The 15,101-nt window shown below is 65.8% G+C and carries 12 protein-coding genes; 4 read left to right on the forward strand and 8 right to left on the reverse strand.

What is annotated here, in order from left to right:
* Positions 1-54 precede the first annotated feature (54 nt).
* The 6 genes from pncB to DGN21_RS16360 all read right to left on the reverse strand — a co-directional run bounded on the left by pncB (position 55) and on the right by DGN21_RS16360 (position 7,603).
* The gene (pncB, locus tag DGN21_RS16335; RefSeq protein ID WP_126966653.1) at positions 55-1,251 is read right to left on the reverse strand and encodes a nicotinate phosphoribosyltransferase; all 1,197 of its coding nucleotides are present in this window, start codon (positions 1,249-1,251) and stop codon (positions 55-57) included.
* Between the two features lie 156 nt (positions 1,252-1,407).
* On the reverse strand, positions 1,408-2,376 hold the full coding sequence (locus tag DGN21_RS16340) for a glycosidase-like protein (RefSeq protein ID WP_126966652.1): 969 nt from the start codon (positions 2,374-2,376) through the stop codon (positions 1,408-1,410).
* A complete protein-coding gene (locus tag DGN21_RS16345) occupies positions 2,358-3,641 on the reverse strand; it encodes a hypothetical protein (RefSeq protein ID WP_215824992.1) in 1,284 nt (427 codons plus the stop codon). Before DGN21_RS16345 ends, DGN21_RS16340 begins: the two co-directional genes overlap by 19 nt.
* Positions 3,642-3,690: 49 nt before the next feature.
* A complete protein-coding gene (locus DGN21_RS16350) occupies positions 3,691-5,598 on the reverse strand; it encodes a glycosyltransferase family 2 protein (RefSeq protein ID WP_215824993.1) in 1,908 nt (635 codons plus the stop codon).
* 13 nt (positions 5,599-5,611) lie between these two features.
* A complete protein-coding gene (locus tag DGN21_RS16355) occupies positions 5,612-6,634 on the reverse strand; it encodes a hypothetical protein (protein WP_184458217.1) in 1,023 nt (340 codons plus the stop codon).
* 129 nt (positions 6,635-6,763) lie between these two features.
* Positions 6,764-7,603: a glycosyltransferase family 2 protein gene (locus tag DGN21_RS16360; protein WP_126966650.1), complete on the reverse strand. Its 840-nt coding sequence runs from the start codon at positions 7,601-7,603 to the stop codon at positions 6,764-6,766.
* 355 nt (positions 7,604-7,958) lie between these two features.
* On the opposite strand from DGN21_RS16360, the gene DGN21_RS16365 reads away from it, so the two are divergent.
* The 4 genes from DGN21_RS16365 to DGN21_RS16380 all read left to right on the forward strand — a co-directional run bounded on the left by DGN21_RS16365 (position 7,959) and on the right by DGN21_RS16380 (position 12,926).
* Entirely contained in the window at positions 7,959-9,119 is a 1,161-nt protein-coding gene (locus DGN21_RS16365) for a phosphotransferase (RefSeq protein ID WP_215824994.1), read from the forward strand.
* A 32-nt stretch (positions 9,120-9,151) separates the two neighbouring features.
* Positions 9,152-11,317 (forward strand): TonB-dependent receptor, encoded by a 2,166-nt coding sequence (locus DGN21_RS16370; RefSeq protein ID WP_215824995.1) that lies wholly within the window; start codon positions 9,152-9,154, stop codon positions 11,315-11,317.
* 199 nt (positions 11,318-11,516) lie between these two features.
* Positions 11,517-12,092 (forward strand): nicotinamide riboside transporter PnuC, encoded by a 576-nt coding sequence (gene pnuC, locus DGN21_RS16375; RefSeq protein WP_039518949.1) that lies wholly within the window; start codon positions 11,517-11,519, stop codon positions 12,090-12,092.
* A 105-nt stretch (positions 12,093-12,197) separates the two neighbouring features.
* Entirely contained in the window at positions 12,198-12,926 is a 729-nt protein-coding gene (locus DGN21_RS16380) for a UTRA domain-containing protein (protein ID WP_016901893.1), read from the forward strand.
* 513 nt (positions 12,927-13,439) lie between these two features.
* Here DGN21_RS16380 and DGN21_RS16385 read toward each other — a convergent pair.
* A complete protein-coding gene (locus DGN21_RS16385) occupies positions 13,440-14,279 on the reverse strand; it encodes a glycosyltransferase (RefSeq protein WP_215824996.1) in 840 nt (279 codons plus the stop codon).
* A gap of 129 nt (positions 14,280-14,408) precedes the next feature.
* Positions 14,409-15,047, reverse strand: coding sequence for a hypothetical protein (locus DGN21_RS16390; protein WP_215824997.1), 639 nt, complete (start codon positions 15,045-15,047; stop codon positions 14,409-14,411).
* Positions 15,048-15,101 lie beyond the last annotated feature (54 nt).

A 15,101-nucleotide genomic window follows, 5' to 3' on the forward strand; every position in this document is an offset into this window, starting at 1 on the left:
GCCATTCCCTGACAGGGCCGCCAAGCCCCGGCACACGCTGCCGCTACACGTCAGTCACTGCCGCGCGTGGTCACCCGCTTCCGGTATCGGCGGCAGGCCGAATACATCGCGCAGATAGCGCAGGTAGCCGGCGTCCTCGCACATGCTCTTGCCCGGCGAGTCACTGAGCTTTGCCACCGGCTGCCCATTGCAGCGGACCATCTTGATCACGATCTGCAGCGGCGTCGGCCCCAGGTCGTTGGTGAGGCTGGTGCCGACCCCGAACGCCAGCCGGCAGCGCGTATGGAAGTGCGCGTACAGCCGCATCACCTTGTCGATGTTGAGGCCATCGCTGAACACCAGCACTTTGGTCGCGGGGTCGATGCGGTGTGCCTGCAGGTGGGCGATGACGCGCTCGCCCCATTCGAACGGGTCGCCCGAATCATGCCGCATGCCGTCGAACAGCTTGCAGAAATACAGATCAAAATCGCGCAGGAACGCGTCCAGCCCCACCACATCGGACAGGGCGATACCCAGATCGCCGCGGTACTCGCGCGCCCACGATTCCAGCGCGGCCACCTGCGAGTCGCGCAGCCGCGGCCCCAACGCCTGGAATGCCTGCAGATACTCGTGCGCCATCGTGCCCAGCGGAGTCAGGCCGTAATGCTTGGCGAAATACACATTGCTGGTGCCGACGAACTGCTCGCCCAGGCCATCGCGCAGCAACGGCAGCAACTCGCCGTGCCAGTGCCGCGAATAGCGCCGCCGGGTGCCGTAATCGGCGATCTTGCAGCCGGCCGGCATGCTGCGCAGGCTGCTCACCTTCTCGCGCAGGCGGCGACGGCCTTCTTCGTAATCCGGCTCGGAGGTGTTGCGGAACCACACCTCGTTGATGATCGCCAGCAACGGCACTTCGAACAGGATGGTGTGCAGCCACGGGCCGCGGATGGTCAGCTCGATCTCGCCCGGATGGGTGGTCGATGCCGACAGCTGCAGATACTTGCGGTCCAGATGGAACAGCGCCAGGAAGTCGGCGAAGTCCGGCTTGATGAAGCGCAGGCCACGCAGATAGGCCACCTCGTCCTCGCGCAGCCGCAGCCGGCACAGCGCATCGATCTCGCGCGAGATCTCGTCGATGAACTGGGCCAGATCCACGCCGGGCGTGCGGCACTTGAAGCGGTAGTCGACCTGCGCGGCCGGATGCTGATGCAGCACCGCCTGCATCATGGTGAATTTATACAGGTCGGTGTCGAGCAGCGAATGGATGATCATGCCGCCGGATTATGCCCGCAGCGGCGATCGCGCTGCGTGCAAGCCGCCGATGCGTCCGAGAGGCGATGCGCTGCGCGGCGGCAGTGCGCTTCGCCCCGGCAAGTCACCTCGGCAATTGCGCCTGGCGTTCTCTTGGAGAGTGCCAGGCGCCATCGCTCAGCGCGCCAGCACCTGCTGCGCCGGTTTGCCCTGCACGGTGAAGTCGCTGTCGCCCGGGCCGCCGGCCTTGGGGTCGGTGTACCAGCACCACAGCGCGATACCTTCCACGCCGTGCGCCTGCAGCACCTTGCGCCACTGCTGCAACACCTGCAGCTGCAGGCGGGTGTCCACTGCAGCGGCGCGTTGCTCCGGGCTCTCCCAGGGCGCGGCCAGGCTACCGCGTGCAGAACGCAGCCCCAGCTCCGCCACCCACACCGGCTTGCCCACGCGCTGGCCCAGTTGCTGCAGGCGCTGCGCGGCGGCATCCATCTCGGCCGTGCGCGCGGCAGCCGCTTCGGACAGCCGCGGATACAGGCTGGTGCCCACCGCATCGAACAAGGACCAGTAACGGAAGCTTTCGGCGTGCTCCATGCCGTCGGCCACATACAGCAGCTTGCCGTGGTAGACCTTGCGCACTTCCGCCACCAGACCGGGCCACTGCGGCGCGTCCTGCAGCTTGCGCAGTTCGGTGCCGATCACCAACGCTTCGGCATGCTCGTCTTCGGCCAGCTTGGCCAACGGCAGCAACGCGTTCTGATACGCGGCAAACCAGGCTGCCTGGTCGGTGGGCGCGGTGTCGCCGGCCCAATGCCCGGGAATCCACACATGCACCTTGAGCGTGGCCTGCAGGCCGGCGTGGTGGCTCTGCCGCAACGCCGCGCGCATGGCCTCCACGCTGCTGTCGCTGCCCAGCACCGGATCGTTCGCCTGCGGGTTGGCTTGCCACACAAACGCGACCAGCAAGGCCTTGCTGGCGCCGGTCTTGGCCAGCGCATCCAGCGACTGTCCCGCCGCCTCGCTCTCCCACGGCGCATTGGCCGAGACCTTGACGTTGGCGCCCATCCACGTCGATGCATCGGCGTTGCAGCCATTGACCAGCATGCACGCCCCGACCAGAAACGCGGTACTCAGAACGCGTTTGAACATGCGGCGGATGCCTTGGTGGTGGACGCGGTCGTGGTGTGCGCGCAGTCCATTGCACCGATGACCGCAGTGTTCTTGTCCGGCTGCACGATTGCAGCAGTGGCGGGCGCGCTGACGCCGGACGCGGGCTGCGTGGGCGCGGCCACGTCCGCGACAGTCGCCACGGTGGGCTGCGCCTGCACGGCGTCCATCGCCGGCGTCGCCGCGCCGGTCGGCAACGACACCGGCGCGCTCACCACCACCGCCTCGCCCTGCAGCAAGGACTGCGCATCGGCAGGCGCCGCACGCATCCAGCTGCCCCAGCCCTGCGGCTGTACCCAGGCCGCACCGATCAGGCCCAGCAACAGCAGGCCGGCGGCCTGACTGCGCTGATCGGCATGCAGCGCGCGCAGCAGCAACGCTGCCGGCACCCACAGCAGCAGCAAGGCGTCGAACCCGGCCCAGCCGAAGGCGAATGACAGTGCCGCCGCACAGATCACGGTGCCGGCACTGGCCAGCACGCCGCGCGTGAGCGCACTGCTGCGGCTACGGGCCAGCAACGCCAGCACCGGGAAGCAGACCACCGCCGCCACGCCCCAACGCACGGCCGGCGACCAGCCTTGCGCATGCTCGGCCAGCGGCAACGGCAGCGGATGCGCGCCCTGCCCGATGCTGGACAGCGTCGGCCACGGTGCGTTGAACACGGTCAGATTGACGTAGGCCCACATGCCGACCAGAAACGCGAAAGGCAGGTAGCACACCAGGTAGAACGAACCCGGCGCCTTGCGCAGCATCTGCGGCGGCATCACCAGCAGCAGCCACGGTGCCACCATCGTCGACAGCGCCAGTGTCTGCAGATCCAGGCACAGCAGGATGCACAACCAGCCGGCAATGCGCAGATAGGTGAAGGCCTCTACCGGCGTCTGCAGGCGGCGCAAGGTGCGGCACAGGCCGTAGAACGCCAGCAGACCCACCGCCTGGCTTCCGCCTGCGGCGATCGGCAGCAGGAACAGCGGATTGCAGCCCACCAGCATGGTCAAACCACTGGCCCAGCCGCGCCCGAACACGCCGGCCAGATCGCGCCACAGCAGCGACAGGAACAACGCGTTGGCGGCAACCGCCAGGAACGGCCAGACCTGGAACGGCAGGTTCCAGCTGTCCAGCCCCAGATTGATCGCCCACGACAACAGACCGGTTGCCGGCAAGCCGGCTGCTGGTGCGATTGCCGGTGTGGCGGAGCCGACCGACTGCAGCAGCAGCGGCTGGCTCAGCAGCGACAGGGCCACCACGGCAACCAGAAACGCCGGCAGCCCGCTGTGACGGCGCGGGACCGCCGACTCACTCTTCGAGTGCGGCGCGGCGCTCGTTTTCCGAATGCTTGCTGATGCCATGAGTGGTCTTCTCCCAATAGAACGGATTGTGGATCAGCTGCCAGAGACCCTTGTACGCGGCGATCGACTGCAGCACCCAGTAAAAGGGCACGGTCAGCGCGTAGGGCGCCAGCTTGAAGTAGTCGCGCTTGAACGCAGCCACCAGCGTGATGTAGATGAAGAACGCATTGGCCAACAGCAGATTGACCAACGACACGGTCGCCAGCCACGGCGGGAAGAAGCGCTCGAACGCGGTTGTCCCGGTGACTGCCCAGACCACATACAGCGCCCACAGCACCGGCACGCCCAACGCGGTGAAGAAGCCGCCGCCAATGAAGAACTGGAAACCCCAGAAGCCCTTGAACCCGGTGCTGCGATACAGGTGCACCGGGTCGCGCATGTGCACCAGCCAGGTCTGCATGTAGCCCTTGAGCCAGCGCGAGCGCTGCCGGATCCAGTTGGGAATGCTGACGTTGGCTTCTTCGAACGTGGTGGAGTTGACCACGTTGACGCGGTAGCCGTTCTGGATCAGCCGCACGCCCAGGTCGGCGTCTTCGGTGACGTTGTACGGGTCCCAGGCGCGCACCTGGCGCAACACATCCAGACGGAAGTGGTTGGAGGTGCCGCCCAACGGAATCGGGATGCGCAGGTATTCCAGCGCCGGTAGGTAGAAGTCGAACCAGAGCGTGTACTCCAGCGTGAACATCCGCGTCAGCCAGTTCTCGTCGGCGTTGTAGTAGTTCAGCCGCGCCTGGATGCACGCCACATCCTTGTCGGCCTTGCGGAACGCGGCCACCACGCGCTTGAGCTGATCCGGCTCGGGCTTGTCTTCGGCGTCGTAGATGGTGAGCAGCTCGCCGCGCGCAAAATGCAGGGCGTAGTTGCAGGCCTTGGGCTTGGTCTTGGGCTGCGACGGCGGCACCCGGATGATTTCGAAGAACGCCTCCAGGCCGAGTTTCTTGGCGGCCTCGATGGTGTCGAAATCGTCCGCCTCCAGCACCAGCTTCACGTCGAGCTTGCTGATCGGGTAATCCAGCTTGCGCAGCGCGTTGGCCAGGATCGGCAGGACTTCCGGCTCCTTGTACATCGGCACCAGCACGGTATAGACCGGCAGGTCGTCGTCGCGCAGCGCGGCCACTTCGTCCTCGGTGACCTTGATGTCGATACGGTGGCGCGAGCCGAACCACACCAGCAACAGCTTCAGTCCGAAGGTCGCCAGAAAGCCCAGCGCCACCAGCACGTTGACGGTGATCAGGGCCGGCACCGGGAACAGCACCATCGCGATCACCATCACCGCGGCGATCGCCCACAGCGTGAACTTCTGTCCGCGCGTCACCACCTGGCGCGCCGAGTACGTCGGCGCATGCGATGCGAGCAGGTTCAGCGCGTTGTCGGTGAGCTGCTCGTCGGCATAGCGCTGCAGGCTCCAGATGATGTCGAACTTGGCGGTGCCGACAAAACGCACGTCCTCACCGTAGTGCGCGCGCGCCCAGGCAAACACGGCCGGGTCGGGATCGGCCACGGCCAGCACCAGCACACCGTCTTCGCGACGCCACGGCAGCAGCAGGCGCTGCGCGTAACTTTCCAGATCGCCCGGGCTGAGCAGCTCCGGATCCGGCGGCTGCTGCACCAGATCGATGAACTCGAGGCCGAAGTGCGCGGCAACGATGGCGTAGAACCGCTGCGCCGGCACGCCGCGCTGGGCCAGGATCACATCGCCCAGGCGCGAGTTCCAGCGTTGCTGCAACGCCAGCGCCGAGCGCAGCTGTTCGTCGGTGATGACGCCTGCCGTGACCAGCGCGCGACCCAACAGACCGCGTTCGCGGCCGATGTCCGGTGCTCGTCCCAGCGCGTCCATTTCGCAGGTGACCGTCATTGTCGTGGCGTCCTTAGAACCGCCACCAGGCGGCCACGAAAGGCCCACCTGCGGCGCCGGTGTTGCGGCCCATCACTGGCTGCTGATATCCCACCTGCCACTGGCTGCCGCCCGGCGCTGTGTACAGCGTGGACAGCTGCAGCTTGGTGAGGTCGTAGTTGGTGCCGGTGGCGACGAAGCCGGAATCGCCAGGTGTCGAGCCAACGACAAACGCGTCGTTACGGCCATTGCCTAGGCCCTGGATCACGTTGACTTCGCCAAGCAGCAACCAGCTCGGGGTCAGGCTCAGGCCGGTGGACGCGTCCACCCGCACTTCGTCGGAAGCGGCACTGCCGCGCAGGCGCACCGCGCCACCCAGATCGACGTAGCCGTTGCGCCCGCCCAGCGTGTAACCACGGCCGCGGCTGTAACGCAGCTCCAGACCGTAGTCGCCAAGGCCGAGCGCGGGGTCGCGCCCAGGATTGTTCGGGTGATAGGTCTTGCTACGGCCATAGGCCGGGATACTGACCAGGGCCTGCACCGAGCTACGCCAGACATCGTCGGCCGCGCCTGGCAGTGCGTAGCGCAGGCCGATCTCCTGATCGGCAAAGCCGGTGGTGCTGCGGCGTGCCCGTCCGGGCGCACCGTTCACCGGTTCGTCGTTGTTGAAACCGACTTCGGTGAAATAGAAATTGCCGATAAAGCTCAGCTTGTCGCTCAGGCCATGCTCGACGTAGACATTGAGCTGGTCCTGGCGGCTGCGTCCGTTGTTGCCGAAATCGCCACGGTGGTGGGCATCGTCGAACCAGCCGGTGCCATCGCTATGCAGCGCCTTGACGATCACCAGGGTGTCGCCCTGCGGCTGGGTCCAGGCGCCTGCCACGGCCGTGTCCGGCAAGGCCGCCATCAGGCAGCTCAGCGCGAGCGCCGACAGCGCAGCTACCGGCGCGCGGCGCGCGATGGAATCAAGAGAAGAGGGCGAGACAACCGGACTGGACTGCAGCGCGGCGGCGCACGGCTGACGTCCCCGCAATTGCGGGTCGTTCTGTAAGGACATTGCACGATTCCTGATGGGGGACCCGGAAGGGACAGGAAGCTAGTGATTGATCACACTTCGAGGCGAAACGTATCACACATAAGTCCCGCCACCCATCACTGATTTATCACAAATTTAACGCGAGCGAACTCATCTCTTTCGCAACAATTTCGGTACCTGGGCGACGGCATGGGTCCAGATCGCCAGCCATACGCCCAGCCGGGTGAGCCACCCGCGCCGGCCCGCCTCGAACTTGCGGAAATAGCGCCACAGGCCGCGGTGCTTATGCCATTCGACAAAGAACGGCCGCGAACGACTGGACACGCCACGCACATGCACGACCCGCAGATCGTTGGCCACCGCCACCAGCGCACCGGCCTGGCGTGCCCGCCGGCACAGGTCCAGGTCTTCGGCATGCAGGCGGTAGGCGCCGTCCCAGCCGTCCAGCCGGTCGAACAGGCTGCGTTGCATCAGCATCAAGGCACCGGAGATGGCGTCCACCACCTGCAGGGGCGCAGCGGGATCGGCCGGCACCGCCAGCTGGGCGGCAGCGCGCGGTGCGCGCAGCATCGCGGCAAAATCCGGATCGCGGCGGCGCACTGCGGCATCCGGCTGCCCGTCCTCGTCCACCTGCTCCACGCCCAACAGCACCGCCGCATGGCCGGCCGCGCGTGCGCACAGCTGCGCCAAGGTGTCGCGCTCGACCATCAGGTCCGGGTTGATGAACACCAGCCAGGGCGCCTGCGAGTCGCGCGCGCCCTGGTTGCAGGCGCTCGCAAAACCCGGGTTGTCCGGATTGGCGATGAAGTGCAGCCGCGCATCGGCCAAGGCATGCCGCTGCACGACCTCCAGGGTGTCGTCGCTGGAGGCGTTGTCGACCACCCGGATCTCGCTGATGCCCTCGGCCGCGCGCAGCCGCGACAGGCACGCATCGATGGTGCTGCTGCTCTGATAGGTGACGACGACGGCGGCAATCTGGACGGGAGTCATCCGGCCATTATCCGGTGCCGGGGTGGCGCAACGCCATCGTGCGCCTGCCAGCGCCGACATGGCGGCTGGCAGCGGCAACAGGCATACTGCGCGCCCGGAACCGCCCAGCGGTTTTGCGCAGGCGCCGCCCACGGCGCGCCCCACATTTTTAGTGTCGAGATGACGGCCAGCGACCTTTCGGTGTTGCGCTGCCTTTTCATTCCCTGCAGCGCAACCGCCTGATGGCGGGCGCGCCGCAACGACGGCCTGGCAGCGCCGTCCGTGTTGTCGCCGGCGCGCGCGCCGGGTCCGCCGCTTCGGCACCGATCGACTGGTCTATACCACTGACCCGCACCGCATTGCCGGAGCCGGGCGCATGAGCACCTCGCATCAGGTGCATGGCATGAGCCTGGAGCTGGCGCTGCCGGACTGGCCGGTGTTGACCGCCGACGAAATCCGTCGCGTGCTGCAGCACTTTTCCGCTCCCGTCGGTAGCGAACTGATTCGCTGGCATAGCGCCCGCCCGTTTTCCGCCGCCGCCTGCGTGGACACCGCCAGCGGCACGCTCATCGTCAAGCGGCATCACCGCAGCGTGCGCAATGTCGCCGCGTTGCGCGAAGAGCACGTCTTCATGGCGCATCTGCGCTGGGCCGGCGCACCGGTGGTCGAGGTGCTGCACGATGCCGCGGGACGCACCGCCCTGGCCGATGCGGACTGGGTCTACGAAGTGCAGCGCGCCGGATTCGGCCAGGACCTGTATCGGGATGCCCTGTCGTGGACGCCCTTTACCAGCGTCCCGCATGCGGCGGCGGCAGGTACCGCGCTGGCACGCCTGCATCTGGCAGCGCAGGGATTCGATGCGCCGCCACGCCGCAGCAGCGTACTGGTGGCCAACCTGGCCCTGTTCGCGCAGGCCGACCCGCTCCGGGCGGTGGAACAGGCCTTGCTGTCGCGCCCCGGCCTGGCCGCCGATTTTCAGGACCGGCCCTGGCGCCGTGATCTGACCGACCACCTGTTGCCCTGGCACGCCCGGGCCTGGTCGGTGCTGTCGGCGCCTGGCGCGCTGCCGCCGCTGTGGACGCATGGCGACTGGCATGCCTCCAACCTGCTGTGGCGCACACACGACGATGGCGACGTCGAGGTCAGCGCGGTGTTCGACTTCGGCCTGTGCGACCGCAGCTTTGCAATGTTCGACCTGGCCACGGCGATCGAACGCAACCTGATTCCATGGTTGAACCTGGATGCGGGGCAGCGCGCGCAGCCGCAGCTGGAGCAGCTCGACGCCTTGCTGGACGGCTACGCCCGGCACTGCGCACTGGGCGCCGCGCAGCTGCGGCAGCTGACCGCCTTGCTGCCGATCGTGCATGCCGACTTCGCCCTGAGCGAGATCGAATACTTCGCCGGCATCACCCGCTCGGCCGACAACGCCGACATCGCCTATCACCGTTACCTGCTCGGCCATGCGGACTGGTTTGCCAGCGCCGATGGCCAGCGTCTGCTCGATCACCTGCACGCGCGCGCGCGTCGGTTGCCATGAGCGTTTTTCCCTCTCCTTTTCGAGCCCTGCGCATGCACCTGCCCGCCCTCCTGCCCCACCGCCGCCCGCTCGTGCTTGCACTTGCGCTGTGCATCGCCACGCCTGCCCTCGCGCAGCAACAACCCGGTGCCGAGGCGGTCGAACTGGATGCGGTCAACGTGCGTGGCGAACGCGCCGACGCCAGCACGGCCTTGACCGGCTTCGGCGCCACGCGGCTGCTGGATGCGCCGGCCTCGATCGCGGTGATCGATCGCCAGCAATTGCTCGACCGTCAGGCACGCGTGCTCAGCGAGGTATTGCGCGCCGATGCCTCCGCTGGCGACGCCTACGCCCCGATCGGCTACTACGAGAATTTCGTCGTGCGTGGCTATTCGCTCAACGCCGCCAACAGTTACCGCATCAACGGCCTGAGCGCGGTGGGCGAGCAATCCATTGCACTGGAAAACAAGCAGCAAGTGCAGATCCTCAAGGGCCTGCCCGGGCTGCAATCAGGTGTCAACGAACCGGCCGGACTGATCGACTACCGCACCAAGCGGCCCGAGCACGTGCGCAGCGTGACCCTGGGCACCGACGAGCAGGGCTCGCGCTATGTCGCCGCCGACCTGGGCGACTGGTTCGGCGCCGAGCGCAGCCTGGGCCTGCGCGTCAACGCCGCGCGCGAAGACATCAACAGCTATGTCGACCACGCCGACGGTTATCGCAATTTCCTGTCGCTGGCCGGCGACTGGAAGATCAGCCCGCAGTCGCTGCTGCAGCTGGATGTGGAGTATCAGCATCGCCAGCAACGCTCGGTGCCCGGCTACCAATTGCTCGGTGGCACGCAGGTACCGCGCGACATCGATGTGCATCGCCTGCTCGGCTACCAGCCGTGGTCGCGGCCGGTGGAGATGGATTCGCTCAATGCGCAGCTGCGCTACGCCTACCAATTCAACGACAACTGGCGCGCCACCGCTGAAGCGTCACGTAGCCGCTCGGTGATCAATGATTTCTCCGCGTTCGCCTGGGGCTGTTATGGCGCGACCAGTTGCGCCGACAGCGCCACCCCGAATTTCTTCAGCGCGCAAGGCGAGTACGACGTCTACGACTACCGCAGCCCCGACGACACCCGCGTGCACGATCAACTGCGCGCCACGCTCGAAGGCCGTGTGCTCACCGGCGCGCTGGATCACCGCCTGAGCATCGGCGGCGACTGGCTACGCCGCACCATCGATCGCTTCGGTTCGGTCAACGAATTCGTCGGCAGCGGCAGCATCGACCGCGACCCGGAGGTGTTTGCACAGACCGACGTCGCGCTGGACCCGAAGCAACGGCGCCTGGACAGCCGCCAACGTGCCCTGGTGGTCGCCGACAGGATTGGACTGGGTTCCCAATGGGAGTTGTCGCTGGGCGCGCGCTATGTGCGCCTGGACGAGCGCAGCTTCGACCGCGATGGCGTGCTGGAGCGACGCACGCGCAAGGACACGCTGCTGCCGCAGGCCGCGCTGCTGTTCAAACCGCAGCAGCAGGTATCGCTGTACGCCAGCTACGCCAAGAGCCTGGCCGCCGGCGGCACCGCCCCGTGGTTTGCCGACAACGCCGATGAGATCCTGCCGCCGACCAATGCGTACCAGCTGGAGACCGGCGCAAAATTCGATTTCGACGGCCTGCGCCTGGGCGCGGCGCTGTTCGACATCCGCCAGGCCTACCAGTTCACCCAGCCGCAGGCCGATGGTGGCCTGCGCTATGTGCAACAGGGCCGCCTGCACAACCGCGGCCTGGAGTTGTCGGCCGATGGCGCTGCCACCGAGCAATTGCGCGTGTTCGCCAGCGTTGCCACCATCCGCGCCCGTGCCGAAGACACCGACATCGCCGAGTACGAAGGCCACCAGGCCATCAACGTGCCCAAGCTGCGTGCCAGCCTGCAGGCCGATTACAGCGTGCCCGGCATCGATGGCCTGGCGCTGCTGGCAGGCGCGCAATACAGCGGGCGCAAGTTCGCCGACCGGCTCGGCAACGCCAGCGTGCCGGCCTACACGGTGGCCAACCTGGGCGCGCGTTACGCCACTGCACTGGGCGGGCTGGCCACCACCTGGCGCCTGAACGTGGACAACGTGTTCGACAAGCGCTACTGGCGCGATAGCGGCGAATACCAGGGCGATGCCTATCTGTTCCCGGGCGCGCCGCGCACGGCGCGTCTGACCGTGCAGCTGGACTTCTAAACGCAGCCGATGCGGCCATGCGATCCGCTGACGTGTGAGCTGCACAAGTTACGCGACAGCGGTGCTGCGCGGGCCGAGTGCGCTGCCGGTATCGGCTGCAGGCGGTGAACGCGCTCGGCCTGCCTGCACGATCGCGTTGAACTGTTCTGCGTCCCAGCCACCGATCCATCGTTCATCAGACATCCTTCCCAGACCTTCCATGTCATTGCTCGAATCTGCCGCCGTCGTGATCAACCTGCTGGGCGTCTGGCTGACCGCGCGGCGCATTCGCTGGTGCTGGCCGGTCGGCATCGTGGCGGTGGCGCTGTATGCCTGGCTGTTCTATCAGTGGAAGCTGTACTCGGACATGCTGCTGCAAGGCGTCTACGTGCTGACCCAGCTGTACGGCTGGTGGCAGTGGCAGCGCGGGATGGCGGCACAGACGCGCATTCGCCCTTTGCCGATGCCGCAGGCGGAGCTGTGGATCTCGCTGTGCATCGGTGCCGTGTTCGCCGCCGCGCTCGGTGCCTACATGCATCACCGCACCGATGCCGCACTGCCGTGGCTGGACGCGGCGTTGGCCAGCTTCAGCCTGGTCGCCAGCGTCTGGGCCGCACGCAAGCGCATCGCCAACTGGATACTGTGGGTCGTGCTCGATTGCGTCTACGTGGGCGTGTTCGTCAGCAAGGGGCTGTATCCCACCGCACTGCTGTATGCAGGCTTCGTGCTGCTGGCGCTATATGGATGGCGCAGCTGGAAAACCCAACAGCAGCAGAACCTGGCAGGCCTTGCCTGAGCCACCTGCAGTTTGCGGGCGCGTTCTTCTTTACCATCGCCGCATGCACCTCTCTCATCTGACTGCCTTGCACCTGCGCCGCAGCCAACATCGGCGGATCGCCGCATGAGCGCGTCGCGCCAACACGCCATCACCGAAATCGTCTCCGCGCAGATCGCCGCCGGCGAATGGGGCCCGGATCAGCGCCTGCCGGTAGAGCGCGAGCTTGCCGAACGCTTCGGTTGCACCCGCATCACCTTGCGTGAGGCCTTGCAGCAACTGGAAGCGCAGGGTCGCATCTACCGCGAGAACCGGCGCGGCTGGTTCGTCAGCGCACCGCGCGTGCGCTACGACCCCACCAGCATCGCCGGCTTCATGCAGTACGTGGCGGCGCAAGGACGCAAACCGCGCACCGAGCTGTTGAGTGCCACCCGACAGGCAGCGGGGGCTGCCTACGCGGCCGCACTACGGCTGGAGACGCCTTACGAAGAGGTCTTCGTGCTGCAACGCCGGCGCTGGATCGACCGCCGCGCGGTGCTGCTGGAAACCAACGTGGTGCTGGCCGCCTGGGCGCCGGGCCTGCTGGAGCACGACCTGGCCGGCTCGCTGTCGAGTGTGTTCAACCAGAAACTCGGGCTGTTCCTGAGCCGCGCGCAATTGTCGATGCATCCGGCCGGGCTAGACGCCGCGCAAGCCCTGTTGCTGCAGTCCACCACCGGCACACCCTGCTTCCGGCTGCAGCGGATCAGCTTCGCCGAAGACGGCCGCGCGGTGGAACTGGATATCGAATCCTGGCGCCACGATGCACTGGATGTGGTGGTACGCACCGAGGCACCGATGCGGTCGGCTTCTTGATCGGCTAACAAGACGACGTCACGTCAGTCACTGAACTGCGGCCTGGCTGCAGGGCCCTTGCCTGCCCACCATCGCAGGACACGCCGCAAGTACGTCCATGTAGGCTCTTACGCGGCATCCATGCCGCGTAAGGTCCCGCGACGGTGGGCGGGCAAGGACCAGTCGAGATGGTCGGTGTGCATGTTTTCAACAAAGCAACCGACTCACTCTCTGGTGCGGTGTCCTCGCCGATTGCGGGACCGTGTGGCGGCATGAATGCCGCCACCGAGCCCCCAGGGACGGGTTCACGGCGTGTCCCGCTAGCGGTGAGGGCACCGCGCCCTCGACCCACTCGGCGTTTGACCTGGACGTCCGATAGCATCCACCAACATACAGCCGACAAAGCCATTGCACTCACCGTACGGCGAGCAGTCGTCAGGTTGCATAGGACAGCGCTCAAGAACTGCACTGTACGAGTCCACCGAACACCGACTGCGCCCGCCTGACGGTGAGCATGCCGCTTTGGAAGCTGTTCTACGCGTCAAATAGCCTGCGTTGTGGATCCGGCGGCGGTAAATCGGCTAGCAACTGCGCGAGTTGATCGCGCTGCGCACGCAGCGGGTCGTGCATCAGGAAGTTGGCCAGGCGTGCGTGCCAGGCCGGCCAGCGTGTGGCCAGTGCATCCATGTCGCCATCGGCAGGGCGGCCTTCGTGCGGCGAGGCGACGAAGGCGGTGTCGCACAGCACGTTGCGCCAGCCCAGGCCAGCCATGCGCAGGCTCAGGTCCACCAGTGCCGCATACCAGGAGCCATAGCTGCTGGCGTCCAGGCCGCCGGCCTTGCGCCGCGCGCTGCCGCGCAGCAGCACCGCGTGGCCGATTGCCGACGGCAGTTCCGGATGCAGTGGCGGCATCGCCGCACACGCAGCGGCAAGCCGCTCCGGTGCGGCAGGCATCGGATTGAGTTCGCCCAGGCGTGGCCAGCTGCAGGCTTCGCCCACATTGCTCCACGGGGTGGCGGTGGCAATCGCCGCATCGCGCGCAAAGCAGGCGTCGAGCTGATTCAACCAACCCGGCAGCGGGCAGGCATCCACACCCAGCACCACCACATCGGCATCGCCGCAGCCGCTGAGCATTTCGTCCAGATGGGCCACTTCGCCGAGCATACGCTGACGACGGGTGTGATGGGCCTGCAGCCGCGTGCGCGCCAACCAGTGCGCGATCACCGCGCGGCCACGCGGGCCGGCCTGCGCATCGTCGGCCAGCCACACCCGCGTGCCGGCGGGCGTGGCGGCATCCATTGCGCCCAGACAGGCATCCAGGGCCTCGTCGTCGGTGCCGACCGGCACCAGCACGACGGGCAACGTGTCGTTCATTAAACCTCAAGCTAGCTGATCAATTAGCTTCAAGCATATCAGGCGATATTGGAAAGAACTTCACCGTCCCGAGCGGCGAAAAAGACCTGTGAAACAGCGCCGATCAGCCAGAGATGCAAACAATCTCTATTAATTTAAATTAATTATCGAAAATGCTCGATAACCACCCCAGGGCATATCCAAGCACTCGGCGACCCCGGGAGTTGTTGCAGTAATGACCCATCCCGATGGAATAGGGGAAACCCCGCACACCTGCATAGCGGTCTGTCCAACTGAATCGGCTAAAGTGTAGGAAAGATACATCGATTTACCTGGATCGTAACACTTCGCATCACCAGAATTTACGCGAGTAATAACCCAGTTCACAGGAATCTGCGAAATCGAGCAAGCATTTATTTGCGATAGCCCCTGAACCCTCTCAATCCTGTAGGCCAAGTACCCAGTAGGTCCTGGGCAGTTCGGAGCCCCCGACACAGTTTCAACAATTACCCAGCCGGCAGGGATTGTGGACCCTTGACACACTTCTATCACCGTGCTTTTGACCAACGAGACATCCCGAACCCTTTTTACTAGACCATCTTTGCAATAGCCAGCCAGTTCATTTGATTTAATTATTGCATCTACAACGGATCCACTCTTAACCGCGTCACTGGCGCAAACATAATCAAAATCATCATATTCTGATGCCCTTGAAATACCAGGAACATAAATCAAAGCGATCGCGAGAAAAACTTGGCATAGAAGCATCTGTAAAATTTTGGCGCGCATATCTTTTCACATCCCTATGTGTACGTAGCCTTACGTTAACCGAGCATAGAGCTA

The organism is Xanthomonas sp. MLO165 (assembly GCF_018831305.1).
Classification (GTDB): Bacteria; Pseudomonadota; Gammaproteobacteria; order Xanthomonadales; family Xanthomonadaceae; genus Xanthomonas; species Xanthomonas arboricola.